Below are 24,942 nucleotides of genomic sequence, written 5' to 3' on the forward strand. Positions count from 1 at the left end.
GGTGACGCCCGGCCACCCCGTCCCCGGCCCGGGCCGCCCTTCCCCTTGCTCCCGCTCCTGTTCCCCTTCTTGTTCCCGTTCTTGTTCCCGTTTCCCCGTGACGGAGGCCCCCGGTGACGGCACGTCAGCTCCTCGACCGACTGGTCGACCCCGGCAGTCTGCACAGCTGGGACGAGCCGATCACCGCCGAGTACGCCGACCCCGGCTACCGGGACGCGCTGGCCCGGGCCCGGGAGCGCACCGGCCTGGACGAGGCCGTGACCACCGGCCGGGCCCTGCTGGACGGGCGGCCGATCGCCCTGGTGGCCTGCGAGTTCGCCTTCCTCGGCGGCTCGATCGGCGTGGCCACCGCCGAACGGATCACCCGCGCCGTGGAGCGCGCCACCGCCGAACGCCTGCCACTGCTCGCCCTGCCCGTCTCCGGCGGCACCCGGATGCAGGAGGGCTCGGCCGCGTTCCTGTGCATGGTGCGGGTCACCGCCGCCGTGCACGCCCACCGCACCGCCGGACTCCCCTACCTGACCTACCTGCGCAACCCCACCATGGGCGGGGTGTTCGCCTCCTGGGGCACCCTCGGCCACCTGGTGCTCGCCGAACCGGGCGCCCGGCTCGGCTTCCTCGGCCCCCGGGTGTACGAGGAACTGCGCGGCGAACCACTGCCGCCCGCCGTCCAACGCGCCGAGACGCTCGCCGCGAACGGCCGGCTGGACGCCATCGTCCCGCCCGAGCGGCTGCGCACCTTCCTCTCCCGCGCCCTCACCGTCCTCACCGCCCGCCCCGCACCTGCGGTTTCCGCCGCCACCCCGCCCCCCTCACCCGTCCCCACTCCCCCGGACGCCTGGGAGTCGGTGCTGCTCAGCCGCCGCCCCGACCGCCTCTCCGCGCTCGAACTCCTGCACCACACCGCCGAGTTGTTCCTCCCACTGGACGGTGACAGCGCCCTCGTCCGGGGCCTGGCGCTGATCGGCGGACAACCCGTCATGGTCGTCGCCCAGCAGCGCCAGGGGCCCGACCGGCCCGCGCTGCCGGTCACCGCCGCCGACCTGCGGGCCGTCCGACGGCAGGCGGAGATCGCCGAGGAACTCGGGCTGCCGCTGCTCACCGTGGTCGACACCACCGGCGCGGAACTCTCCGTCGAGGCCGAACTCGACGGCGTGGCACTGGAGATCGCCCACTGCCTGACCACCCTGGTCGGGCTGCGCACCCCCGTGCTCGCCGTCCTGCTCGGCCAAGGCAGCGGCGGCGGCGCACTCGCCCTGCTGCCCGCCGACCGGGTGCTCGCCGCCGAACACTCCTGGCTGGCCCCGCTGCCGCCCGAGGGCGCCTCCGCGATCGTCCACCGCGACGGCGACCACGCCCCCCAACTCGCCCGCGCCCAGGGCATCACCGCCACCGCCCTGACCGCCACCGGCCTGGTCGACCAGGTGGTCCCCGAGACCGACGACCCCGCCGACCTCCGCGACCGCCTCGCCACCGCGATCACCGCCACCCTCGCCGAACTCACCCGACTCCCCACCCCCGAACGCCTCGCCGCCCGCGCCACCCGCAACCGCCGCCTCGGCGGCCCCACTTCGCCCCTCCCCCCGCGATGAACGCCCCCACCGCCGCCTAGTGCTGCGCCGTGGAGGAGGCGGAGGACGGCATGAGGCAGCGGGTGTTGATGGTGAAGGTGAGCCGGTCGGGGCCGCCGCCGGTGCTGACGTTGATGAAGTAGCGGCCTTCGTTGTGCTTGGCGTACAGAAGTGCCTCAGGCCGGCCGTTCACGGTCTCGCGGTAGCTGGTGACGGTGAAGCCGTCCTGCTCCAGGACGGGTTTGAGCTTGCGTACCGCACCGGGGTGCTCGGCCAGGGGGACAGTGCTCGCCACGTGGTAGGCCAGGGTGTAGCGGCCGTCCTCGACGACCTCACCGTTCTTGCCCTCGCAGTTGCTGAAGAAGGGATTGACGCTGTCCTTGTTCAGAGTGACGCCGGCGGCTTGGGCCATGTACTCGGTCATCTTCTGCGCCCATACCTGGGTGTCGGCCTTGGCCATGACAGGGAGCGGCTCGTTCGGGTCAGGACTGTTCATACAGGCTCCCAGGAGGAGTGACAGGGACAGGGTTGCAGCGCCTGCGAGAACGCGGCGCCTGGCAGGTCTGCTCGGTTGGTGCATCGAAGCGCCTCTTTCAGGGACAGCGTTCAGGTGTCAGAGGCCGGACACGATTGCACCGGGTTCGCCCCTGTGGTTGTCGACGGTGCTCGGTGTCATTCCGGCGATGATCCTTCCCTGGTTGGCCAGGCTCTCGCTGTCGGGGTCCCAGTAGCCGCTGTGGCCGGAGGTGTCGATCCTGATGGTCCGCCCTCCGAAGGCGCCGAGTGTCGGGTCGGGGCCGAGGGTCAGGCCGGTAGCCAAGCTGATGTTGTCGTCGGCCGCGGTCCCGGCCCAGAAGTGGTCGGGGTCGACGTGGAGGTTCGCGGCGTTGTCGGTGGACATGCCGGGGCTGGCGATGGCGACGATGTCGTCCGCCTGCAGTCCTTGACCGCCTGCTGCGGCGGCTCCGACAGCGGTGGTGCCGTAGCTGTGGCCGATGACGGTCAGGTGGCTGCGGTGGTCCCCTTCGGAGACGCGCAGGCCACCGGTGAAACGGCGCATGTCCTCGGCGCCGCCCTCGGCACGGCCGGGCGTCATGACGCTGGCGCTCACCTCTGGCGCGTCGTAGCCGAGCCAGGACACCACTGCGACCGTCTCGCCTGAGCGTCCCGCGTCCTTCGCCGAGTCCTGCAGTTTGTTGATGCGGTCGATCTGGCCGGGCATCTCCTTCACGGTGGTACCGGTGCCGGGCACCAGGACCGCGGTGTGGTCGGCGGTGTCCGGGTTGCCGGTGGACACGATGGCCTTCCCGTCGCCCCTCGGGTCCAGGCCCAGCAGGAGCAGCCGGTGCTGCTGGTCCGCCCCGTCGCGCTGGTCGAGTTTCTCCTTCAGCACGCGGAGGCTGGTCTCGCGCTGGTGGTACTCGTCGGCCGTCATCCCCGAGCCCCGCGCGTCGCCGGCCTTCAGGGCGTCGAGCTGCTGCTCCAGGACGAGGCGGTTGGCCCGGTCGCGGACGGTCGAGGGGAGGCCGTCGAGGCGGCCGATCTCCTCGGGGTGCAGGGCGGTGTAGTTCTGCTGCTGTTCGGGTGTCAGCGACTTCCACCACTCGGCGCTCTGCCGGGGGTCCTTGTTCTCCGGGATGTACGGCGCGGCGAGGCCGAGGTCCTTGGCGACGTCCTGGACGTCCTGCGCCGATTCGGCCGCCGCTCCGAACACCCGGGGCCGGGCGAGGATGTCGGCGCCGAGCCGTCCGAGTGCGCGGGCGCCCTGGTCGCTGGCCTCGCGGGCGGCGGCGAGCGCGGCGTGGATGCGGTCCTGGACCTGGTCGCGCAGCACGACCTGGCCCTGCCGCTCCTCCCGGGCGTCCGGGTCGTGGCGGTCGGGTGCCGCCTGCGGCGGCAGGCCGACCGTTCCGTCGTCCGCCACCGGCAGGTTCCACTCGTCGGCCCGTTGGAGCGCGTTCGACAGGTTCGTCCGGGCCTGGTCCATCCGGTCGGCGACGGTGTTCAGCACGAGTGCGGCCGACTCGGCCTCCACCCGGACGATCTCGAGCTTCTGCTCGGTGGACTCCATCGTGAAGAACGCGCTGTCCGCGTCCCTGCCCTGCCAGTGCCCTCGCAGCGGCCCGTTGACCCGGTGCCGGTGCAGGCCGTTGGCGTCCTCCGCCGCGGCGGACAGTCGGCGCCAGCCTTCGGCCGCGGCACGGAGCCCGGCGGGGTCGAAGCGCCGCAGCAGCGCGAAGTCGCCGCTCACCGTTCTCCGTTCCCGCGCCAGGTGCCGGCGATCCGGTCGTCGTTCCACTCGTGGCCCTGGGCGGTGGCTTCCAGGGCCGAGGCGGTGGTGGTCAGACGCTCCGCCAGTCTGTCGAGGGTCGGGTCCCAGCCTTCCGCGAGGCGCTGCAGTTGCCCTCCGATCGACCATCCGGCCAGTTCGCTGCCGGTCGAGCGGCTGGCGGCGACCGCCGTGGTGGCCGGCTGCTGCAACTCCTCGCCGATGCTCCGGGCGGCCGCCGCCGAGGCCCGCAGCTCGGCCGGGTCCACGCTGATCCGTTCGCTCACTGATCCCCCTGGTCGGCGATACCGGTGGTGATCGTAAGGTCACGGAGGGGCAGGGGCGTCCGTACTCGTACGCGGAGTCCGCGCGCGGCCCGGGCGACGGCCGGACGACGACCCGGGCGACGGCCGGGCGACGGCCCGGGCGACGCGCAGCGGGGCCGGTGCGGAGGCGGGCCGGTTCCGTTCACCCTTGGGGGCAGGGCGGGTTGACCGGTTCGCCCGTCCGGACGACGGCCCCGGACCGGTCCACCGCCGCCCCGTCAGACCGGGACGCGCAGCCACTCCTCCAGGACGGTGAGGTCCTCGTCCGTCAGGCCCGTCCGGGGGTCGACCCGGAGCAGCAGCGCGGGCCCCGGGTGCCGGGCGGCCACCCACTCCCGGTCGGCCGTCCCGATCTCGTCGTCCACCCAGGCGAACGCCGCCCCGCCCGCGTGCCCCACCACCAGCGGCGCCTTCCAGTGCACCCCGGGCGGAAGGTCCGCCGGGGCCGCCCCGTCCGGTTCCTCCAGCACGGGCCACGGCGGCAGTCCGAGCAGCGGCGCGACGCACACGTTGGCCTCGTGCTCCCACGTGGTGGCCCACACCGGACGGCAGCGCAACCCCGCCAGCCGCGCCCCCACCCGGGGATCCAGCCGCCCCAGCAACGGATGCCCCTCCGCCGCCCGCTCCACCACCTGCCGCACCCGACGCCCCGTCAGGTGCTCCACGTGCCACCCGGCCGGCCCGCCGAACGGGATCAACGGCCCGTCGACATCGAGGTACAGCAACGGCAGTCCCATTCCCCGCATTCTGCCGTCCCGCCCCGGGCGGCGGGCGACGGCGGGTAGCGTCCGACCGTGGCCTACGGACTGACGCGCCTGCTGCGCACCGAAGAGGACTGGTCGGACCTGCTCTGCTTCCTCGCCGAGCTGGACCCCGAACCGCTCCGGGCGGCGCTGCGCCTGGCGCCGGGGGCGGTGGCGGTCCGGCGGGAGGCCCCGGTGGCGGGGGGCCGGGCCGACCTCGTGGTCCTGCTCGACGGCGCCGAGCGCGCGGTGCTGGAGGTGAAGATCGGCGCCGGCGTGCACGGCGGACAGTTCGCGGCCTACGACGCCTGGGCGGAGTCGAAGGGCGTCCCGGCAGCGGACCGCCACCTGGTGGGCCCGAACACCGATCCCGTCCCGAACCAGCCGGCCCACTGGTCCCGCCGGCTCACCGTCCCCGGCCTGCTCGCCGGCTGGAACCGCTCCACGGACGACCTCGCCCGGCTGCTGTCCGTCCGGGCGCTCCGGCAGTTCACCCGGGTCGAGGCCGAGCTGACCGGCCCGGCGGACCGCGCCTCCGACGCGCTCAGCGACGCCCTGCGCCTGCGGCGGCTGGCAGGCGTCACGCAGGCGTCCGCCCCGCCCGGCACGGTCTTCGCGGCCAGGCAGCGCTCCCGGTCCGGGAACCCGAACGTCTGCGCCTGGCGGCCGACGGAGGACGGGTACGCCGTCGCCGAGATCCAGCGCCTGAACCCGAGGAACGGCACGGGCACGCCGTTCGAGATCCGCCTCATGGTCCAGACCCGGCAGGCCACCTCCGCCGCCAACGGGGCCCTCGCGGACCGGCACCGGGACTGGCTCGCCCGCAGCAGCTTCGTCCGGTACGCCGGCCCCGGCGTGCGGGAGCTGGTGACGGAGCCGGAGGGCGACGGGTTCAAGAAGAAGCCGGGGGCGAAGGGCCACCCGCGGTACTACGGGTACGAGGGCGGCGGGCACGGCAGCTCCGTCCTGCTGAAGGCCGCCGTCGACCTCGACGGCATGGTGACCGCGTTCGCCGCCGCCCTGCGCTACCTCGCCACCTACCCGGCCCGGTAGACCGGAGCCGGGCGGACGTCCCCGCACCACTCCGCACCACCGGTTCCGGCGGGCGGGAGAGCCGGCAGGCGAAGGTGCTGCGGACCGCCCGGGGTTCCTGCCATGATGCGCGTGACAGCACAACGGACGGGAAAGCAGGGCGAGTTGACTGGTGCGCAGATACGGCTGTCCGGTGCCGACCCGATCGGCGAGACGGCCGCCCTGTGGGAGTGGCTGCGCGGCGAGGAGCAGCTCCGGGGCCTGGTGAAGGCGGTGACGCCGCCGCCCGGCGAGGGCGAGCTCGGCGGGGCCGTGGAGGTCCTGCAGGTGGCCCTCGGCGCGACGGGTGTCGCGGGGGTCCTGGCCCGGTCGCTGACGGTGTGGCTGCGCACCCGCCGCTCGGACCTGAAGGTCACCGTGACCCGCGACGGCGGCGGCGCGACCACGGTCGAGGTGAGCAACCTCGCCCCCGGACAGGTCGAGGAGGTCCTGCGCCGGGCCCTCGACGGCGGGACGGAACGGGGCGACGGTGCGGGGCCCGGCGGGGGACGGGGTGGCGAAGGGGATGCCTGAACCAGGCGGACCGGACGGACCGGACGAACCGAACAGGCCGAGCGGACCGGACGGACCCGGCGGACCGGCCGGGCCCCGGGGACTCCGCGGGTTGCCGGGGCTGCCGGGGCTGCCCGGCGGCCCCGGGCTGCCGGCCGGGCTGACCTCCCGGGCCATCCTGATCGGCACGTCCAGCTACCAGGACCCCGCCTTCACCCAGCTGCCCGCCGTGGCCAACAGCCTCGATCGGATGCGGCGCATCCTCCTCGACCCGGAGCTCTGCGGCTGGTCCGAGGACGAGGTGACGGTCTTCCGGGACCCGCAGAACATCAAGGTGCTGGCCCCGCAGCTGCGCCGCTCGATCGAGAGCACCGACGGCGTCCTGCTGCTGTACTACGCCGGCCACGGCCTGCTCCAGCCGAACGCCCAGCTCTGCCTGACGTTCACCGACACCAACCCGACCGACCCCGACGTCAGCAGCCTGACGTACGAGAAGGTCCGCGACAACCTGCTCGGCTGCCCCGCCCGGGTCCGGATCGTCATCCTCGACTGCTGCCACGCGGGCCGCGCCACCCGGGCGCTCTCCGGCCCCGGCGGGGCGGGCATCGGGGCGCTCGGCGGCGCGCACCTCGACATCGAGGGCACGTACATCCTGGCCGCCGCCGAGGGCCCCGCGGACGTCGTCCCGCTGGAGCAGCAGCACCGCACGGCGACGTCCTTCACCCGGCACCTGACCGGACTCGTCGAGGAGGGCGTCCTCGGCGGGCCTCCGCTGCTCAGCCTCGGCGCGCTCTTCCCGCACCTGCGCAGCCGGCTCGTCGGCCACAATCTGCCGCTGCCGACCCAGTCGAACACCAAGTCGGCCTACCTCTTCCCGTTCACCCGCAACGCCGCCTGGGAGAGCGCCACCCGGGCCCTGCGCGAGTACCGGACGGCGATGGCCGACGCCCTCACCCGGGCCGACCGCCACGGCCTCGACGCCGACGCCCTCGCCACCGCGCTCGCGCTGTCCGCCGACTCGGCCCGCGCCTACCTCGACGGCCACTGGATCGTCCCGGCCGACATGCTGCGCGACTACCTCGCCGTCCTCGACCGGCACGGCTGCGCACCCGACCGCCCCGCCCGGGAACACCTCGCCGAACTGCGCACCCTCGCCGAGGCCGCCGCCGCGAACGACCCGGCCGAGGTGCCCGCCCTGCTCGCCCGCAACCACGCCCAGGCCCGCGAGATCCGCGAGCTGCGCAGCGCCCTGGAGCGCGAGCGCGCCGACGCCGCCGCGGCTGCCGGGGCCTCGGCGAAGGCCTCCGCCGCACTGGAAGCCGCCGACCGGGCCCGGGCGGAGGACGCGGCGGCCGCCGCCCGGGAGCAGCAGCGGGCCGAGGAGGAACTCGACCGCCTGCGCGACCAGGTCGACCACCAGCGCCGGCAACTCGTCCAGGCCACCCACTACACCCGGGCGCTGGAGTCGGAACTGACCGACGTCCGGCACGAGGCGGACCAGATCTCCCGCGAACTGCGGGTGCTGCGAAGGCAGTTGAACGCGATGACGGCCGCACCGGCGGTCCTGCCGCCACCGCGCGCCGCCGAGACCCCGATGACGGCGGGAGCCACCGCCACGACCGCCACCGGCACCGGTGCGTCCGCGACGACGGAGAGCGCCCCGCCGTCACGCCCCCGGCCGGCGCCCGGCCCGGCCGTCCCGCCGACAGCCCGCCCCGCCAGGGCCGCCGCAGCATCCGCCGCACCGTCCGCGCCACCGTCCTCGGCGCGGTGGCGGCGACGGTTCGGCAGGGCCTACACCTCCCTCAGCGTCGATTACCTGTCGCGCGGGTCGTCCGGCCGGGGCCGGTTCACCGAGCGGGCGGTCCTGCTGTGCGGCCTCGCCGCCGTACTGGGCGGCATCACCTGGGGCGTCCTGCTGCGGGCCGACGCGACCGCCGACGTGTTCGCCCCGCCGTGCGCCGCCGCGGCCGCCCCGGCGGCGGACTGCATCACCACCGAGACCGGCCAGGTCACCGACAAGAACCACCACTCCAACGGCGACAGCGACACCTGGACCCTGAAGGTCACCCACGGGACGGCCCACAGCAGTTACGACGTCGACCTGACGCTCTACGACTCGCTCCGCAGCGGCGACAGCATCGACGTCAAGAGCTGGAAGGGACAGGTCGTCCGGCTCGAACACGCCGGCCACTCCGACCGGGTCCGACCGGACTTCGCCCTGGACCGCCTCCTCGCCGTCCTGCTGATCGTCGCGGGCCTGGTCGTCCCCGTCGCGGTCCTGCTCCGGGCCCCCGTGCTGCGGACGGCGTACGTCCTGGCCTGGTGCTCGTTCTGGGAGGCGTTCCCCGGTCTGACACTGATCGCCAGCACCTCCTGGTGGGCCCTGCTCGCCATCCCCTGGGGCGCCATCGGCCTGATGAGCCTGGCCGTCCTCGCCTGAGCCCCTTCGCCGGCTCCAGCACCTCCCGGACTCCCCAGACCCCTCAGCCCCGCGCGCGGAGCCGGTAGCCGCCCTCGCTCACGTGGAAGCCGGGGCGGGGGCGGCGCACTTCACGGTCTTCGGCGGAGCGGTCGGGTCCTTGAAGTCCAGGACGTCCGACCAGCCGACCCGCGCCTGACCGCCGCCACCGCCCCGGCCTCCGCCTTCGCCTTCGCCGCCCGAACTGCCGCCGCCCGCAACGCCGTTGCCCGGCCGTCCAGGGAGAAGCCAGACCCGGTCTCCGGGTGCCACCCGCTCGACGGGACGGACGACTGGGGCGTGCCCGGCGGGACGGCGCAGGTCAGCGACCGCACCGTCCCGGTGTCGCGCCCGTCCGGGAGGAACTGCGCCGCGCACTCCGCCTGCGTCATCTTCTGCAAGATCGCCTGCCGCGTCTCCATCCACTCGTCTTCGACCGGCCCCCGGTGACCGGACGCCTCACCCGGCCGCCGCCACCAGAGTCTCCGTCGCCGGGGTCTCCGCTGCCAGGGTCTTTGTCGTCAGGGTCTCAGCCAGCCAGTCGGCCAGGTCGGGGAGCCAGTCCGGCAGGGCGTTGCCGAGCAGGTGGTTGCCGTACGGGACGTGGAGCAGTTCGACGTCCGGCAGGTCGGCGGTGAGGGCGTCGGCGTTGGTGACGCCCGGGATGCGGTCCGCACCGCCCTCGACCAGCAGCACGGGCAGCCCGCGCAGCCGGGGCGCCAGGGCGGCCAGGTCGAGCTGCTCGACGAAGGCCCGGGCGGCGGACGCGTCGCCGCAGCGCCGGGCGAGGGTGGCCGTGACGAACGGGACCACCCCGTCCCAGTCCAACCGGTACGGCCCGCTGACCAGCGCCGCCGCCCGGACCCGCGGGTCGTGGGCGGCCACGGCGGCGGCCAGGTAACCCCCGAGACTGAGCCCGAGCACCGCGATCCGCCCCGGATCGATCACGCCCCCGGCCGGGACGACCGCCCCGACAGCCCCGGCGCATACGCCCGGGTCGACGGACGGCATGGCGGGCAACTCGGCGGCGACGGCCAGGGCGTGGTCCAGGGCCCGGCCGATCGCGTGCCGGTGGTCCGGGCCGAGCGCCGGGCCGTCGGCCAGTACGCCCTGGCCGGGGCCGTCGACGGCCAGCACGGCCACCCCGCGGGCGAGCAGCGCGTCGGCCGGGCCGTGGAACTCCTCCTTCGAGGAGTCCATCCCCGGCACCAGCACCACCAGCGGGAACCGTTCGCCTGCCGCGTCCGCCGGTTGCGGCAGCCGCAGCCACCCCGCGTAGCCCTCGCCGGCGATCCGCCGGGCCCGGGGTTCGAGCAGGGCGAGGGCGGCACCCATCGAACGGTCCGCCTCCGCGGCGACGGCGGCGGCCCGTTCGCGGTCCGGGTCCGGGAGCAGCGCGGCGAGGTGGAACCAGCGGGCCGCCAGCCGGTGGTGCTGCCCGGCGGTGCGGACCCGGCCGCGTTCGGCGGCCCGCTCGGCCCGGGCGCGGTGGTCGAGGGCGGCCGCCCGGCAGGCGTCCGGCCACTGCAACAGGGAGCCGATCGGCGCGGTGACCCGGTCGTACTCGTACGGGTCGATGCCCGCGCCGTGGGCGCGCGGGCGGGTCTCGGCGATGAACCCGGCCGACATGCCGGGGGCGGTGAGGAAGGAGAGTTCGGTCATGGGTGCGCGGTCCTCCGAGGCGTGGCGAGTCCTGAACGGTCGGTCGGGTGGACGAGCAGACAGGCAGGCGGGCAGACGGGCAGACGGGCAGACGGGCAGTCAGGCTGATAGATCGACAAATCGATGGCCTGGAAGGTGCGTAGGCGGGCGGTGCACCCTCCGTGGCGCGGCGCGCGCAGCGGGTCGCGGCAGCCCGGCCGCCCCCGGCGTCAACAGCAACATCAACACCAGCCATAATCATCAATGCATTGATGACTGTCAACGACAATGATTGATGCGGGCCGCCCTGTAACATCGCCGCATGGGAATGCCCGTCAGTGACCGCCTCGGCATCGATCTGCACCGCGCCGGCCAGGAGTTGCTGGCCTCGAAACGCCTCGCGGTCGAACCGGCGGGGCTGACCGTGCCTCAGTACGCGGCGCTGTTCGTGCTCGCCGACAGCCCGGGCATCAGCGGGGCCGCACTCGCCCGGGCCTGCCAGGTCACCCCGCAGGCGATGGCCATCCTGCTCAAGCACCTGACCCAGCGCGGGCTGGTGGAACGGGCACCGCACCGCTGGCACCGCAACGTGCTGGAGACCCGGCTGACCGATCGCGGCCGGGCCGCCCTGGAGTTGGCCGACGACCGGGCGACCGAGGTCGAGCAGTGCCTGGCCGACGAGTTCACCGAGGCCGAGCAGGAGCAGTTCCGCACCTTCCTGTCCCGCGCCACCCGCGCGCTGCGCCGCGCCGCCGACGACCTCGGCTGACCCACCACCCGCACCCGCACCCGCCCCGCGCCCTTCCCCTTCGGTGTCGACCACGGGCAACCCCCGGGATGGCGCTGTTGGCGGATCCACCGGCGGGTTCCGGTTCTCGGCCGGCAACAAAAGGTCTGCGGGCCACCAGATGTGCGTTCTATGCTGACCGCCTGCGCACACCTCGAAGGAGTTCAGGATGGCAGTCGAGTACGCCTTACTGATCTGCGACCAGGGGCCCATTTCGGTGGTTCTGACCGACCCCGGGCCGCGCCCCTTCGAGGTCGTGAAGGTGGTCCGTCGGAGGACCGGGTTGAGCCTGTGGCACAGCAAGTCCCTCATCAGCGACCTGCCGGCCACCATCCTCGAGGATGCAGCACAAGAGGTGGCTGAGGCCACGGTGCGCGAACTCCTCGAAGCGGGAGCCCACGCCGAGGTGCGGGAGTAGAAGCACCCACGGGGCGCCTTCCACGGAATCACGGCCAGAACCGTTTTCAGGGTTCGCCATTACGTCATTACGTCACCAGGGCAGGTTCCACGGAGAAATGGACAGTGCCCGCGCAGCATGGACAACAAGCGGGCAATTCCAGGGTTCTGCGGACAATGAGCCTTTTCGAAGTGGCCACCGACCGGGCGCCGGTCGGCCTGATGCCATCTGTGGGGTTTTTGGAGCTGCGGCCCGGGTTGATGGAGTAGGAGCTGTAGAGCCGATGGGCGAGGGCGTGGTGGTGACCCTGCGCTCTGTGGTGCTGTCGGGGGCCGCCTCCAGGGTGACCAGCAAGATCGTCATCGGGTCACCCCGGCGTGGCTGGAACCGGTCGGAAGAGGTTGGTGTGGGTTGGTGGCACAGGGGGCCGGGAGAACGGGAGCACTGGGTGCTCGATCCGCTGGCGGGGGTGGGGCCGCTGCGCTTCGGGATGGACCCGGCGCAGGTCCGGGAGGCGCTGGAGGGAGCGGGCGTCCGGCCCGAGATGACGTGGCAGACGGGAGACTCCCGGGAGTACTACGACGAGCCGGGGCTGACCGCGTTCTACGCGCCGGGGCCGCGGTTGGTCGCGGTGCTGATCGACGCCACGGGCGGGCCGCTGGTGCGACTGGGGGACGTCGAACTGGTCGCCCGGGTGCCCTCCGAGGCCCGCGCCGACATTCACCGCCTCGCCCTCCTCGACGGGGCCGAGGTGCGGGTGAACCACCACGGGGAGCCGGAGGTTCTGGCCTGGGGGCTGTCCCTGTGCGCGGCGCAGGAGTGGGGGCGTTCGTCCGCGGGCCACCGGGAGCGTCGCGACAGGATGATCACCGGCCTCCTGGTCACCGGCTCCGAACTGGCCGAGGATCCCTGGAACACGGAGCCGGTCACCGGCTTGACCCGCAATTCGTACGCCCGGCGGACGCCCCCGGGCCCGCCGCCCGTGATGGCCGATCAGGACCGGCTGCGTTGGGAGTGCGCGCCGCTGCGGGGGGTCGGGCCGCTGCGGTTCGGGATGAAGCCGCGGCAGGTGGCTGCCGCGCTGGGCGGCCGGGAGCCTGTCGACCGCGAGGGCCACCACCCGTTCCGGCCGGGCGGGGGCCGCGACCTGGACAGGTGGGAGCTGGACCGCGAGCACTACGACCACGCCGGGGTGAGCGCGCACTACTGGGAGGGTGCGGACGGCCCCGAACTGAGCGCGGTGAGCGTCCACGGCCGCACCGGCCCGCAGGTCTCCCTCCACGGCGTCGAACTGGTCGGCCGCCGGCCCTCCGTCGTCGAGGCGGAGCTCTTTCGGCATGCCGAGGACCATCCGTTGAAGCTTTACTACAGCCCGTACGGGAACGTGGGCTCGGTCGAGCTCAACGTGTGGGTGCGGGCCGAACGGGTCGGGGACGGCACGATCACCGGGGCCCTGTTCTGCGTCGAGCAGTGGGAGTACAGCGACGACTGATGCCGAGCCCATCAAGGCAACCGCCGATCGGATGGTTGCGGAGGTGGAAGAACCGGCAGGGCTCTTGGGCGGTTGAGTGAGGTATCCGACATCTCAACTCTGCTGCCCGGGAGTCCCGCTGGTCACCCATCCAAGTGCACTGGACCTGCCGCACGCGCTCGTCGAGTGGGTCACCATGCTCATCGTCACCCGCGAAGGCGACCGCCGCTGCAAACTCCGGCCCTCCCAACGCGCGCTGGTCGCGCTGGTGTACCTGCGCAAGCACGACACCCTCGCCCGGATCGCCGCCGGCCCCGAGTACGTCCTGGTCGACGGCACCCTCGCGGAATGCGACCGCGTCGGTGATGGCCGGGCCGACTACTCGGGCAAGCACCGCCGCCACGGTGTGAACCACCGGGTCATCACCAGCCCGACTGGTCGGCTCTTGTGGATTTCCCGCGCTCCGCCCGGCCGCACCCACGACCTGACCGCAGCCCGCACCCACCGCATCGTCAAAACCTGCGCCAGGCTGCACATCCCGGCCCCGGCCGACATGGCCTGCACCGGTGCTGGCGGAACGTTCGCCGTGCCGACCAGACGCCTGCCCCGCAAGGAGCCCAGCGTCAGGCAGCGATCGGTGAACCGGGCCCACGGTACGGATCAGGTACGACGAGTCGTCCGTGCGGGAGATTCCCTTCAGGCAGCTGCAGTCGACGGATTTCACCTGGTCGATGCCGTGTTGACTGGAGCCGGCCCGGCTGCTCCTGGCCGACATGGTTCCGGCCACGAGCGCGATCCACGGCCAGCCGTGCCTCGTGACGGCCCGGGTCGGCGACCGGGCACGACGTCATGTCCCGGACTTTCTCCTGGTCATGAGATCCGGAGTGGTGCGGGTGGTGAACGTCAAGCCGGCCGACCGGCTCGCGGATCCCGTGATCGCCGATGCGCCGGCATGGCCCGGCGACTTGGTCCGGCAACACGGTTGGGAGTACGAGATCTGGTCAGGAGCGGATCGTGTGGTGCTGGAGAACGTACGGTTCCTGGCGGCCTACCCTCGCCCAGAAGTGGTTCCCGAGGCTACTGAAGTTGAACTCGTGATGTCGGCCCAGGATCTCACCGTGCTGCCAGGACGGCCGCTCTACGATCCTGTGCTGTCCAAGCGTGAGGCAACAAGCGCCACGAAGTGCTGGAGGGCGGCGAACGGCAGCGTTTGCGTCGCGTCGAAGTAGACCTCCGGCGGCTTCTCCTCCTCGGCTGCGTAGACAACCACCGTCACAGCCGTCGGCCCTGGAGCCGGGGAGGCAGGCATCGAGGGGCCTCCGCCTGGAACCATGCGGGCCTCGCTGAGCTCGAAGTGTGTCATCAGGTCTTCCGCTGAGCCCGTCACGGTAGTGAGGGCACAGAACAGATCACCTTCGCAGTCCCAAGTCAGGAATGACATGGCGATGATGTTGCCATACCAGGTGCCGTAGGCGATCGTGCACGTTCATCGCTCGGAGCGCGACGATTGCCCACACGACACCCACAGAATCAGTGACCGTCGGACGTAGAATCTGACGTTTCCACAGGGCCCAGTGCTCATCGCAACGCAGGCCCTGCAACCAGCGTGGCCGGAGATGTTGTCCACTGCCCGTGTCGGGCGGTCGTGCGGCGCATGTCGCGTCCGTGGACGGCTCGGGTGATGGTCCTTCGACCCCGGCGCGGGTGTGGTGGCGCTGGCGCCGTTCGTCGGCCTGCTGGTCGGTTCGGGCTTTGCGCAGGGCCTCGAGTTCGCCGTGGTGGTGGAAGGTCATGGAACAGGGAACATGACGGATAGTCAGTGGTGGCACGGTTCCCGTCGGGTGCGCCCGGGTCGGGTGGGCGTGCCGCGTACAGGCGTTACCGACCGAGGGAAGGTGTCCGTCCGTGATCGGCAGTTCTTCGACCCGTCGCCGTTCGAACGTCCTGAGGGGTGCTGCCGCGGCCGTCGCCGCCGTGGGCCTCCTGTCCGCCGCGGGGTGCGGGAGCGGGGGCGGCCCGGCGGCGGATGCGGCCCGACCGTCCGCCTCCGTGCCCCCGGCGTCCACGTCCACGTCCACGTCCTCCACCGCCCCCTCCGCGTCCCGCAGTGGCGGTCTGACGATCCAGGCCGGTTGCGAGGACCACGCCGAGATCATGAAGGAGCTGGACCAGGTCACCATCGCCGGGCGGTACGGGAACAAGCCCGCGCAGATCGGGGACCTGCTCCGGGAGGCGCAGGGCCGGTTGTCGGCCGATGTCGCCCGGGCGAAGGTCCCGGCGGTCAAGGAGGGCCTCCAGAAGGAGTTGGCGGGCGTCACGGCCGCGCTCGACGCCTACACGGCCGGGGACAGCAGCGGGGTCGACAAGGGGCTGCTGGCGGCCACCCTCGACGGTGCGAGCTTCGCGTGCATCGAGGCCGCGGCCGCGCCTCCGGCCTGACCCGCAGCCGGTCCCCGTCCCCGTCCCCGCTCCGTTCCACCCCCGCCGGGTACCGCCGGGTGCCGCCGTCGAGGGCTACCGCCGGTGTGGCCAATGTCGCACGGCGGATCTCCGCAGCTCGTGGGGGGTACGACGGGCGGCTGCGGGTAGGCTGCGGCTGCCCTGTCCCGGAGTCGTGAGGAGTTGTGCGTGTCTGCGATCACCGTTGTCGGGGTGGGGGCGGACGGCTGGCCGGGGCTCTCGGCGGTGGCGCGGGAGGCGTTGGCCGCGGCGGAGGTGGTGCTCGGCGGGGCGCGTCAGTTGGCGCTGCTGCCGGAGCAGCCGGCGGGGTCTGCGGGAACGACTGGAACGACGGACGCGGCGGGAACGGCGGGGGCAGTGGGGGTGACGGCGGAGCGGGTGCCGTGGCCGTCGCCGTTGCGGCCGTCGGTGCCGGGGTTGCTGGAGCGGTTCGCGGGGCGGCGGCTGGTGGTGCTGGCCAGTGGTGATCCGATGTTCCACGGGATCGGGCGGACGCTGCTGGAGTGCGGTGTCCCGGCGGAGTCGTTGCGGGTGCTGCCGCATCCGTCGTCGGTGTCGCTGGCGTGTGCCCGGCTGGGCTGGCCGGTGGAGGAGACCGAGGTGGTGACGCTGGTCGGCCGACCGGTGGAGTCGTTGCACGCGGCGCTGTACCCGGGGCGCCGGCTGCTGGTGCTGAGCGCGGACGCGTCGACGCCCGCGCGGGTGGCGCGGGTGCTGGTGGAGCGCGGGTTCGGGCCGAGCCGGGTGCGGGTGCTGGAGCAGTTGGGCGGTGCGGCGGAGGCGGTGCGCGAGGGGGTGGCGGCGGGTTGGTCGCTGCCGCCGGGCGATCCGCTGAACGTGCTGGCGGTGGACTGCGTCCGCGATCCGGCCGTCGCGGCGGAGGCTCCCCGGCAGCAGCTGGTTCCCGGCCTGCGGGACGAACTCTTCGAGTCGGACGGGCAGTTGACGAAGCGTCATGTCCGGGCGGCGACGTTGGCGGCGCTCGCGCCGGCGCCGGGCGAGCTGCTGTGGGACGTCGGCGGCGGTTCGGGGTCGATCGGCATCGAGTGGCTGCGGGCGCACCGCAGTTGCCGGGCGGCGAGCGTGGAGCGGGATCCGGTGCGGGCGGAGCGGATCGTCCGCAACGCGGCCGCGCTGGGCGTGCCCCGGCTGCGGGTGGTGACGGGGGCGGCGCCGGGGGCGCTGGCCGGGCTGGCGGCCGAACTCGGCCGTCCGGACGCGGTGTTCGTCGGCGGCGGGCTGACCGTGCCGGGGGTGCTGGAGGCGTGCTGGTCGGCGCTCGGTCCGGGCGGGCGGCTGGTGGCGAACACGGTGACGCTGGAGTCGGAGGCGCTGCTGACGCAGTGGTACCGGCGCCACGGCGGCGAGTTGGTGAAGCTGGCGGTGGCGCACGCGGTGCCGGTGGGCGGGTTCACCGGGTGGCGGCAGGCGATGCCGGTGACTCAGTGGAGCGTCGTCAAGGGCGAGGTTTCCGGTGCCGGGGCTTCCGGTGCGGACGAGGTTGTCGGAGGAGCGAAGTGACGGTCTATTTCATCGGTGCCGGTCCGGGTGCCGCGGATCTGATCACGGTGCGCGGCCAGCGCACCCTGGCCCGCTGCGGGGTGTGCCTGTACGCGGGCAGCCTGGTGCCGCCGGAGCTGCTGGCGGACTGCCCGCCGGACGCCCGGCTGGTCGACACCGCGAACCTGGACCTGGACCGGATCCTGGCCGAGATCGTCCGCGCGCACGGCGAGGGCCTGGACGTGGCCCGGCTGCACTCCGGCGACCCGTCGGTGTTCTCGGCGATGGCCGAGCAGATGCGCCGGCTGGACGCGGCGGGCATCCCGTACGAGGTGGTGCCGGGGGTGCCCGCGTTCGCCGCGGCGGCGGCGGCGCTGAAGCGGGAGCTGACGGTGCCGACGGTCGGCCAGACGGTGATCCTGACCCGGGTGGCCCGGCAGGCCACGCCGATGCCGCCCGGCGAGGAGCTGTCCGTCCTCGGGAAGAGCGGCGCGCTGCTGGTGCTGCACCTGGCGGCCCGTTACGTCGACAGCGTGGTCGAGGAGCTGCTGCCGCACTACGGGCCGGACTGCCCGGCCGCGGTGGTCGCCATGGCCAGCCGCCCGGACGAGCTGGTGCTGCGCGGCACGCTCGGCGACATCGCCGTGCAGGTGAAGGCCGCGGGCGTGCTGCGCACCGCCGTGATCATCGTCGGCCGGACGCTGGCCGCGACGGAGTTCCGCGACAGCCACCTGTACTCGACCACCCGGGCTCGCTGACCCGTCCCGGGCCCGGGCCGCCCCCGGCCCGCCCCGCCTCCGTTCAGCCCCGCCTCCGTTCAGCAGAGGCTCACCGGACGCCGGACGGCTCGGGTGCGCCCTCGCGCGGCTCGCCCTGGTGCGGTTCGTCGGACAGCAGGCCGTCGACGGCGCCGTCCAGGAGGCGCTGCATGTCGGCGGACCGGGGCAGCATGGTCGCCTCGTAGGCGCGGACGGCCCCGGCGAGGGTGTCGTGTCCGGCGATCGCGAGGGCGAGTTCGCAGGCGTCGAGCATGGCGAGGTTGACGCCGACGCCGAGCGGAGGCATGAGGTGGGCGGCGTCGCCGAGCAGGGTGACGGCGGGGTCGTGCGTCCAGGCGTGCGGGACGGGCAGGGCGTGGATCGGGCGGTCGACGTAGGGGCCGTCGTTGTCGGTGAGGAGTCGGCGCAGGCTGGGCGCCCAGCGGCGGTAGCGGTCCAGCAGGAGGGCGCGCAGGGCGTCGGTGTCCTGGACGGTGTGGCCGGCCCGGGCGATCCAGTCGGCGGGGACGCGCTGGATGACGTAGACCCGGATGTGGTCGCCGCTGTTGCGCTGGGCGAACAGTCCGCGTGTGCCGTCGGCGGCGGAGGCGCTGCCGGGGCCGACGAGGGCTGCGAGCTCGGGGTGGCGGCGGTCGACGTCGTGGAACCAGGCTTCGAGGAAGCCGGCACCGGTGTAGTGGGGGTGGCCGGGGAGAGCGCGCGGCGGACCTTGGACCAGGCGCCGTCGGCCCCGATGACCAGGTCGGCCTCGGCGGCGGTGCCGTCGGCGAAGTGCAGGCGGCGGGGGCCGCCGGCGGGGCCTTCCACGGAGCGCAGGGCGCGGCCCCAGCGGACGGTGTCCGGTGCGAGCGAGCGCAGCAGGAGGTCGCGCAGCTGGCCCCGGTCGATCTCGGGCTTGAACCGTTCGCCGTCCTCGGGGACGTGGTGGAAGCCGATCTCCCCGGTCAGGGCGTCGAGTTGGCGCATCTCCTGCCCTTCGGCGCGGGCGAGGCGGAAGAAGTCGTCGAGCAGTCCGGCTTCGCGCAGGGCGAGTTGGCCGTTGTCCTCGTGCAGGTCGAGCGTGCCGCCCTGGTCGCGGGCGTCGGGGCCGAGGTCGTGGTCGTACACGGTGACGGCGATGCCGTGGCGTTGCAGGATGCGGGCGCAGGTCAGGCCGCCGGGCCCGGCGCCGACCACGGCGATGCGGGGGGCGGAGGGGCCGGAGCGGGTGGAGGGGGCGGAGGGGGTGGAGGGGGTGGTCATGGTGGGGCTCCTTCCGGACGGGGCGCGGCGGTGCCGCGCTCCCAGAGGACCACAACGAGTACAAAAGTGCAACGACTCAACTTTTGAACCGAGTGAACCCGACAGGTAGGATGCCCCCATGCCCGACACCCCACCGCCTCCACCGCCCCAGCCGCCCCCGCCGCCTCCCCCACCGAGCCCCGCACCCCCGCCCCCGCTCCCGCCCCCGGGGCGCCGTGAGCGCAAGAAGGCCGCCACCCGCCAGGCCATCGCCGACGCCGCGCTGCGCCTGTTCCTGGAACGCGGCTACGACGACGTCGGCATCCGCGAGATCGCGGACGCCGCGGACGTCTCCACCACCACGCTGTTCAAGCACTTCCCGGTCAAGGAGGCGCTGGTCTTCGACGAGGAGGCCGACCTGGAGGCCGACCTGCTCGCCGCCGTGCGCGAGCGTCCCCCCGGCCGGTCCATCCCAGCCGCCCTGTGCGACCACGCCCTGCACCACCGCCGGGCCGCCGGCGACGGCGATCCCCGTTTCGCGGCCTTCACCGCCCTGGTGGACTCCACCCAGGCCCTGCGCGACTACCACCAGGCCATGTGGCTGCGCCACACCGCCGCGCTCGCTGCGGTGATCGCCGAGCAGAGCGGCCGTCCCGCCGACGACCCCGCCTGCACCGCCCTGGCCCACTTCGCCCTCGAGGCACCCCGGGCCGCCCAGGCCCACCAGGACGTCCGCGGGGCCGTGGTCCGCGCCTTCGACCTCCTCGACCGGGGCTGGGGCGGCCTCGACTGAGGCGCCCGCCCGGGTGTCGCACGAACGCGCGGACGCGGGGACGCAGGGACGCAGGGACGCAGGGACGCGGGGACGCGGGGGCTGCGGGAGTGTGGCGCGAGGGCCGTGCCGGTGGGCACGGCCCTCGCGCCGGGTGTGGGTTCCCCGTTCCCGCCCTCGTCGCCGGATCTGCACGTGGTGGTGAACTGTGCGTGGTGCACGGTCACTTGTGCGCGGTGCTGAGCTGCACTGTTGACGGGGAATCGAACCCCTGCGTTGCTCTTCACGCACCAAGGGCCGGATGGACCGCCGGCCGCGGTGTGTGCACGCCTCCGCTGTGACTACCTGCTCCCACACCCGGTACGCGGGGGATCAGCCGTCGGCCGTCCCGTCCTCGATCAGGTCGATCTCCCAGTTGGTGCGCTGGATCAGGGTGTCCACCTCGCGGATCTCCTTGGCCAACAGGTCGGCGCGGGAGCGGAGTTCGGCGACCGGCAGGGCAGGCAGCATCCGGAGTTCGGAGCGCAGTTGCCGCACCGAGCCGCGCTGGTCCTGTCCGGCGGCGGCGTCGGCGGCGGCGCTGGTCACCGCGTGGCGCAGCCGCAGGACGTCCCGGCGGGCGAGCGCGTCGGTGAGGGTGCCGCCGCCTTCGACGCGGGTGGCGGAGTTGGTGCGGTTGATCCGGCGGATCAGCTCCTCCAGCTCGTCCAGCACCTCGCCGGTCCGGGCCAGTACCTCCGCCGCGTTCTCGGCGGGTTCCTCGCCCTCCTGGTAGCGGGCGCTGCCGACGACGCGTGCCCGCAACTGCTCGACCTGCCGCATCGCGGCCGTGCGCCGCGCGAGCGCCTCCGCCAGTTTCACCGCGTCCTCGCCATCGTCGCCGCCTGCCCGCCGTCCGGTCCGTCCGGAGACCTTCCGGCGCGGGTGCGGTCGGTGTGCGCACCGCCGCCCGACGGCATGCTACCGGGAGCCGCGCCGGGAACCGGTCCCGGGCCCGGTCCCGGTTCAGGTCAGGTCAGGCCGAGGCCGTCCAGGACGGTGCGGGCGCCGTCGGTGAAGGCGCGGGCGGGGTCGGTGGCGGCGCGGGCGGCCAGGGCGGCGGAGAGCAGCGGGAAGGTCTCGGGGACGAGCGGGCCCGCAGGAGCGGCAGCGGCAGCGGCGTGGTGCTCGAGTTCGAGTTCGCCGATCACGTAGGAGACCAGGGCGTGCAGGGCCGCGGCGCGCTGCGGTGCGTCGAGTCCGGCGTCGGCCAGGGCTTCTAGGAGTTGTTCGCGCCAGCGCAGCGCGGGCAGGCAGTTGCCGTGGTGCCGGACGGCGAGCGGGAGGATGCCGGGGTGGGCGCCGACGGCTTCGCGCATGAGGTCCAGCAGGGTGAGCAGCCGGGTCCGCGGGGAGGGCGCCGCGGGTGCGCGGGTGGCGCGGTCGAGGACGGGGCCGAGGGCGAGGTCGACGACCAGGCACTCGAGTTCCTCGCGGTCCTCGACGTAGCGGTAGAGGGCCATGGTGCGGCGGTCGAGTTCGGCGGCGACGGTGCGCATGGAGAGGGCGGGCAGGCCGTCGCGGTCGATCACGGCGAGGGCGGCGGCGGCGATCTGGCGGGTGGTCAGGGAGCGTGGGCGGGGCACGGGTTGACAGCGTACGGCATACGCCTACAGTTTTGGCGTACGGTCTACACCTACGAGGAGCCCCCGAGGAGCCCGCGTGTCCCGACTCCGGACCGGCACCACCGCCCCTGCCCTCCCCGCCACCGACGCCGCCGGCGCACCACTGCCGCCGGTGCCCCCGGACGGCCTGACGCACCTGCAGTTCCGCCGCTTCGCGGGCTGCCCGATCTGCAACCTGCACCTGCGCGGCTTCGCCGTCCGCCACCCCGAGCTGCGCGCGGCGGGGGTCCGGGAGGTGGTCGCGTTCCACTCCCCCGCCGACGAACTGCGGCCGTACACCGACGGGTTGCCGTTCCCGCTGCTGGCCGACCCGGAGCGGCGGCTGTACCGCGCGTACGGGGTCGAGCGCGGGGCGCGGGCGCTGCTCGACCCCCGAGTGTGGCCGTCGATCGTGCTGGGGGTGCTCAGCGGCGTGCCGCAGGTGCTGCGCGGCCGGGAGCGGCTGCCGTCGGCCCGTCCGTCGGGCGGGCGGCTGGGCCTGCCGGCCGACTTCCTGATCGCCGCGGACGGGCGGCTGCTCGCCGCCCACTACGGCACCCACGCGGCCGACCACTGGCCGGTGGCCCGGGTCCTCGCCCTGGCCGCCGAACACCGCCCGACCCCGACCCCGGCCCCGGCCCCGACCCCGGCCCCCGCACCCGCAGCAGCCCCGGCCCCCACAGCAGCCCCGGCCCCCACAGCAGCCCCGGCCCCGGCCGCCCTGCCCGACTGATCCCCGGGCCCGGCCCGTCGGCCCCGTCGGCCGCGTCAGCCCGCGAGGGGCGCGACGGCCGCGCGGACCAGGGCGGCCACGTGGGCGGCGGCCTCCGCCACCGGCACCTGGACGGTCTCGCCGGTGGCCCGGGTGGTGACCTCGACGACGCCGTCCTTCAGGCCGCGCGGGCCGACGGTGATCCGGTAGGGGATGCCGACCAGTTCGATGTCGGCGAACTTGACGCCGGGCCGCTCGTCCCGGTCGTCCAGCACCACGTCGATGCGCTCGGCGCGCAGCCGGCCGTACAGGTCGTCGACCACGGCGGCGGTCTGCTCGTCGGCCTTGCCGATCGGGACGACGGCGACCTCGAAGGGGGCGACGGCGACGGGCCAGGCGATGCCCTTCTCGTCGTGGTGGGTCTCGACGATCGCGGCGATGGCCCGTTCGATGCCGATGCCGTAGCTGCCCATGATCGGCTTGACGGCCGCGCCGTCCTGGCCGAGCACGGTGACGTCCAGCGCCTCGGTGTACTTGCGGCCGAGCTTGAAGATGTGGCCGACCTCGACCGTCTGGACCACCTCCAGGGCTTCGCCGCACTGCACGCAGGGCTCGCCGGCCCGGACTTCGCGCAGGTCCGCCCAGCGGGTGACGGCGATGTCCCGGGCGACGTCGACGCCGCGGAGGTGGACGCCGTCCTGGTTGGCGCCGGTGGTCATGCCGGTGCGGCCGGCCAGGGCGTGGTCGGCCAGCACGGTGACGCCGGTGACGCCGGTGACGCCGACCGCGCCGAGGCTGCCGGGCAGGGCGCCGAGCAGGCCCTTGATCTCGTCGGCGTCGGCGGGGCGGACCGTGCGGGCCCCGGTGGCGTCGAGGAGCTTCTGCTCGACCAGGCTGTGGTCGCCGCGCACCAGGGCGAGCAGCGGGCGGCCGTCGGCGACCAGCACCAGGGTCTTGATCTGCTGTTCGGCGGGGACGCCGTGCAGCCGGGCCAGTTCCTCGATGGTGCGGGCCTCGGGAGTGTCGAAGCGCTCGGGGGCGGCGAGCGCCTCGCCGTCCGCCGCGGCGGGCAGCGCGGAGCCGGCCTTCTCGACGTTGGCCGCGTAGCGGCAGGCGGGGCAGTGCACGACCAGGTCCTCGCCGGCCGGGGTGGGCGACATGAACTCGACCGACGCCGAGCCGCCCATGCTGCCGCTGGACGCCTGGACGGGGATGGCGGGGATGCCGATGCGGGCGAAGATCCGGGTGTAGGCGGCGTGGTGCAGGTCGAAGGAGCGGTCCAGCCCGGCCTGGTCGAGGTCGAAGCTGTAGGAGTCCTTCATGGTGAACTCGCGCACCCGCAGCAGGCCGCTCTTGGGGCGCGGTTCGTCCCGGAACTTGGTCTGGAACTGGTACCACATCTGCGGGAGTTGGCGGTACGAGGAGAGTTCCTGGGCGAGGGTGGTGAAGATCTCCTCGTGCGTCATGCCGAGGGCCAGGTCCGCGCCCCTGCGGTCCTTGAGCCGGAACATCTCCTCGCCCATGCCCTCCCAGCGGCCGGTGCGCTGCCAGATCTCGGCGGGGTGGAGGGCGGGCAGGATCCACTCCTGCGAGCCGATCCGCGCCATCTCCTCGCGCACCACGTCGACGATCTTGCCGCGCACCCGCACCGCCATCGGCAGCAGCGAGTAGTGCCCGGCCATCAGCTGCCGCACGAACCCGGCCCGCACCAGCAGCCGGTGGCTGGCCGCGTCGGCGTCCGCCGGGTCCTCGCGCAGCGTGGGGACGTACAACTGTGACCAGCGCATGGGAGTGTCTTCCTGCTCGGGAACCGGGGTCGAATCGTATGCCAGGACGCCGCGGCCCCCGTTCAGCCCGGACGCCACGTCGCCGCGGCCCCCGTTCAGCCCGGACGCCACGTCGCCGCGGCCCCCGTTCAGTCCGGATGCCGGGACGCCCCGGCCCCCGTTCAGCCGAGCGAGGCGGTGAACTCCTTGGCGCGGCGGGTGATGTCGGCCCAGTCGCCGTCCGCGACGGCCTGGGGCGGGACGACGTCGGTGCCGGCGCAGACGGCGAGGGCGCCGTGGTCGAGGAAGGCCCTGGCGTTGCGGGTGTTGACGCCGCCGGAGGCGACCAGCGGGACGTCGGGGTAGGGGCCGCGCAGGTCCTTGAAGTAGCCGGGGCCGAACGCCTTGGCGGGGAAGATCTTGACGGCGGCGGCGCCGAGGTCGACGGCGTCGGCGACCTCGCTGGGGGTGAGCGCGCCCATCACGACCGGGACGCCGGCTTCGCGGGCGGCGTCGGCGACGGCGGGGCGCAGGCCGGGGGTGACCAGGAAGCCGGCGCCGGCGGCGATCCCGGCCCTGGCCTGGTCGGCGGTGAGGACGGTGCCGACGCCGATCCGGCAGCCGGCCCCGGCGGCGCGGGCCAGGTGGCGGGTGACGTCGGGGGTGGTGAAGGTGAGTTCGGTCCAGGCGATGCCGCCTTCGGCGAGCGCCTCGCAGAGCGCGACCGCGTCGGGTATCACGGGGGCACGCACCACGGCGATCACCGGCTGCCGCGCCAACGCCAGCCGCAGTGCGGCCGTTTCGGTTCCCATCCTGGCAACTCCTCTTCACACGTGAAT

General features: G+C 73.9%; 23 protein-coding genes and 2 pseudogenes. 14 read left to right on the forward strand and 11 right to left on the reverse strand.

Going from position 1 to position 24,942, the window contains the following annotated elements; translation table 11 throughout:
- Positions 1–113 precede the first annotated feature (113 nt).
- Positions 114–1,592: a carboxyl transferase domain-containing protein gene (locus EDD39_RS27580; RefSeq protein WP_123561279.1), complete on the forward strand. Its 1,479-nt coding sequence runs from the start codon at positions 114–116 to the stop codon at positions 1,590–1,592.
- Positions 1,593–1,608: 16 nt separating this feature from the next.
- On the opposite strand, the gene EDD39_RS27585 is transcribed toward EDD39_RS27580, so the two are convergent.
- From EDD39_RS27585 to EDD39_RS27595, 4 genes are all read right to left on the reverse strand, one after another.
- On the reverse strand, positions 1,609–2,067 hold the full coding sequence (locus EDD39_RS27585) for a hypothetical protein (protein WP_148089538.1): 459 nt from the start codon (positions 2,065–2,067) through the stop codon (positions 1,609–1,611).
- 117 nt (positions 2,068–2,184) lie between these two features.
- Complete coding sequence (locus EDD39_RS27590; protein ID WP_162870228.1) at positions 2,185–3,822, reverse strand: alpha/beta hydrolase; 1,638 nt, start codon at positions 3,820–3,822, stop codon at positions 2,185–2,187.
- Positions 3,819–4,127, reverse strand: coding sequence for a hypothetical protein (locus EDD39_RS39875; protein WP_123820738.1), 309 nt, complete (start codon positions 4,125–4,127; stop codon positions 3,819–3,821). The genes EDD39_RS27590 and EDD39_RS39875 overlap by 4 nt, the downstream gene beginning before the upstream one ends.
- A 257-nt stretch (positions 4,128–4,384) precedes the next feature.
- Positions 4,385–4,912: an HAD domain-containing protein gene (locus tag EDD39_RS27595; protein WP_123561285.1), complete on the reverse strand. Its 528-nt coding sequence runs from the start codon at positions 4,910–4,912 to the stop codon at positions 4,385–4,387.
- A gap of 48 nt (positions 4,913–4,960) precedes the next feature.
- Here EDD39_RS27595 and EDD39_RS27600 point away from each other — a divergent pair, with 48 nt between their 5' ends.
- The 3 genes from EDD39_RS27600 (at position 4,961) to EDD39_RS27610 (ending at position 8,936) form a co-directional block, all read left to right on the forward strand.
- A complete protein-coding gene (locus EDD39_RS27600; RefSeq protein WP_123561287.1) occupies positions 4,961–5,962 on the forward strand; it encodes a PDDEXK-like family protein in 1,002 nt (333 codons plus the stop codon).
- Between the two features lie 111 nt (positions 5,963–6,073).
- On the forward strand, positions 6,074–6,514 hold the full coding sequence (locus EDD39_RS27605; protein ID WP_148089539.1) for an effector-associated constant component EACC1: 441 nt from the start codon (positions 6,074–6,076) through the stop codon (positions 6,512–6,514).
- Positions 6,515–6,605: 91 nt separating this feature from the next.
- A complete protein-coding gene (locus EDD39_RS27610; protein WP_162870229.1) occupies positions 6,606–8,936 on the forward strand; it encodes a caspase family protein in 2,331 nt (776 codons plus the stop codon).
- A gap of 477 nt (positions 8,937–9,413) precedes the next feature.
- On the opposite strand, the gene EDD39_RS27620 is transcribed toward EDD39_RS27610, so the two are convergent.
- Entirely contained in the window at positions 9,414–10,616 is a 1,203-nt protein-coding gene (locus EDD39_RS27620) for an alpha/beta hydrolase family protein (protein ID WP_244257318.1), read from the reverse strand.
- 301 nt (positions 10,617–10,917) lie between these two features.
- Here EDD39_RS27620 and EDD39_RS27625 point away from each other — a divergent pair, with 301 nt between their 5' ends.
- The 5 genes and pseudogenes from EDD39_RS27625 to EDD39_RS27645 all read left to right on the forward strand — a co-directional run bounded on the left by EDD39_RS27625 (position 10,918) and on the right by EDD39_RS27645 (position 14,479).
- Positions 10,918–11,364, forward strand: coding sequence for a MarR family winged helix-turn-helix transcriptional regulator (locus EDD39_RS27625; protein WP_232795147.1), 447 nt, complete (start codon positions 10,918–10,920; stop codon positions 11,362–11,364).
- Between the two features lie 187 nt (positions 11,365–11,551).
- Positions 11,552–11,800, forward strand: a complete 249-nt coding sequence (locus EDD39_RS27630) for a ribosomal protein L7/L12 (RefSeq protein ID WP_123561295.1) — start codon at positions 11,552–11,554, stop codon at positions 11,798–11,800.
- A gap of 427 nt (positions 11,801–12,227) precedes the next feature.
- Positions 12,228–13,271 carry a hypothetical protein gene (locus EDD39_RS27635; RefSeq protein ID WP_148089541.1) on the forward strand — a complete coding sequence of 348 codons (1,044 nt, stop codon included), beginning with the start codon at positions 12,228–12,230 and terminating at the stop codon, positions 13,269–13,271.
- 118 nt (positions 13,272–13,389) lie between these two features.
- Positions 13,390–13,899 (forward strand): annotated as a pseudogene (locus tag EDD39_RS27640) (transposase family protein); the annotation flags it as partial.
- Between the two features lie 94 nt (positions 13,900–13,993).
- Entirely contained in the window at positions 13,994–14,479 is a 486-nt protein-coding gene (locus EDD39_RS27645; RefSeq protein ID WP_341869361.1) for a TnsA-like heteromeric transposase endonuclease subunit, read from the forward strand.
- On the opposite strand, the gene EDD39_RS42270 is transcribed toward EDD39_RS27645, so the two are convergent.
- On the reverse strand, positions 14,389–14,691 hold the full coding sequence (locus tag EDD39_RS42270; protein ID WP_279638450.1) for a hypothetical protein: 303 nt from the start codon (positions 14,689–14,691) through the stop codon (positions 14,389–14,391). The genes EDD39_RS27645 and EDD39_RS42270 overlap by 91 nt on opposite strands.
- Positions 14,692–15,404: 713 nt before the next feature.
- On the opposite strand from EDD39_RS42270, the gene EDD39_RS39070 reads away from it, so the two are divergent.
- From EDD39_RS39070 to cobM, 3 genes are all read left to right on the forward strand, one after another.
- Positions 15,405–15,689, forward strand: coding sequence for a hypothetical protein (locus tag EDD39_RS39070; RefSeq protein ID WP_148089542.1), 285 nt, complete (start codon positions 15,405–15,407; stop codon positions 15,687–15,689).
- 189 nt (positions 15,690–15,878) lie between these two features.
- Positions 15,879–17,231, forward strand: a complete 1,353-nt coding sequence (cbiE, locus tag EDD39_RS27655) for a precorrin-6y C5,15-methyltransferase (decarboxylating) subunit CbiE (protein WP_123561301.1) — start codon at positions 15,879–15,881, stop codon at positions 17,229–17,231.
- Positions 17,228–17,968 (forward strand): precorrin-4 C(11)-methyltransferase, encoded by a 741-nt coding sequence (gene cobM / locus EDD39_RS27660; RefSeq protein WP_123561303.1) that lies wholly within the window; start codon positions 17,228–17,230, stop codon positions 17,966–17,968. Before cbiE ends, cobM begins: the two co-directional genes overlap by 4 nt.
- Positions 17,969–18,038: 70 nt before the next feature.
- Here cobM and EDD39_RS27665 read toward each other — a convergent pair.
- Positions 18,039–19,231: pseudogene (locus EDD39_RS27665) on the reverse strand (FAD-dependent oxidoreductase).
- 118 nt (positions 19,232–19,349) lie between these two features.
- On the opposite strand from EDD39_RS27665, the gene EDD39_RS27670 reads away from it, so the two are divergent.
- A complete protein-coding gene (locus tag EDD39_RS27670; protein ID WP_123561305.1) occupies positions 19,350–20,003 on the forward strand; it encodes a TetR/AcrR family transcriptional regulator in 654 nt (217 codons plus the stop codon).
- Positions 20,004–20,354: 351 nt separating this feature from the next.
- Here EDD39_RS27670 and EDD39_RS27675 read toward each other — a convergent pair whose 3' ends face one another.
- Both EDD39_RS27675 and EDD39_RS27680 read right to left on the reverse strand, forming a co-directional pair.
- Positions 20,355–20,843 carry a DIP1984 family protein gene (locus EDD39_RS27675; RefSeq protein WP_123561307.1) on the reverse strand — a complete coding sequence of 163 codons (489 nt, stop codon included), beginning with the start codon at positions 20,841–20,843 and terminating at the stop codon, positions 20,355–20,357.
- Positions 20,844–20,992: 149 nt separating this feature from the next.
- A complete protein-coding gene (locus EDD39_RS27680) occupies positions 20,993–21,607 on the reverse strand; it encodes a TetR/AcrR family transcriptional regulator (RefSeq protein ID WP_123561309.1) in 615 nt (204 codons plus the stop codon).
- Positions 21,608–21,683: 76 nt separating this feature from the next.
- Here EDD39_RS27680 and EDD39_RS27685 point away from each other — a divergent pair, with 76 nt between their 5' ends.
- Positions 21,684–22,358 carry a peroxiredoxin-like family protein gene (locus EDD39_RS27685; protein ID WP_208765668.1) on the forward strand — a complete coding sequence of 225 codons (675 nt, stop codon included), beginning with the start codon at positions 21,684–21,686 and terminating at the stop codon, positions 22,356–22,358.
- A 35-nt stretch (positions 22,359–22,393) separates the two neighbouring features.
- Here EDD39_RS27685 and EDD39_RS27690 read toward each other — a convergent pair whose 3' ends face one another.
- Together EDD39_RS27690 and EDD39_RS27695 are read right to left on the reverse strand one after the other, a co-directional pair.
- The gene (locus EDD39_RS27690; protein ID WP_123561311.1) at positions 22,394–24,124 is read right to left on the reverse strand and encodes a proline--tRNA ligase; all 1,731 of its coding nucleotides are present in this window, start codon (positions 24,122–24,124) and stop codon (positions 22,394–22,396) included.
- Positions 24,125–24,285: 161 nt separating this feature from the next.
- On the reverse strand, positions 24,286–24,915 hold the full coding sequence (locus tag EDD39_RS27695; RefSeq protein WP_123561313.1) for a bifunctional 4-hydroxy-2-oxoglutarate aldolase/2-dehydro-3-deoxy-phosphogluconate aldolase: 630 nt from the start codon (positions 24,913–24,915) through the stop codon (positions 24,286–24,288).
- Positions 24,916–24,942: the final 27 nt, after the last annotated feature.

Origin of the sequence: Kitasatospora cineracea (assembly GCF_003751605.1) — a bacterium.
Classification (GTDB): domain Bacteria; phylum Actinomycetota; class Actinomycetes; order Streptomycetales; family Streptomycetaceae; genus Kitasatospora; species Kitasatospora cineracea.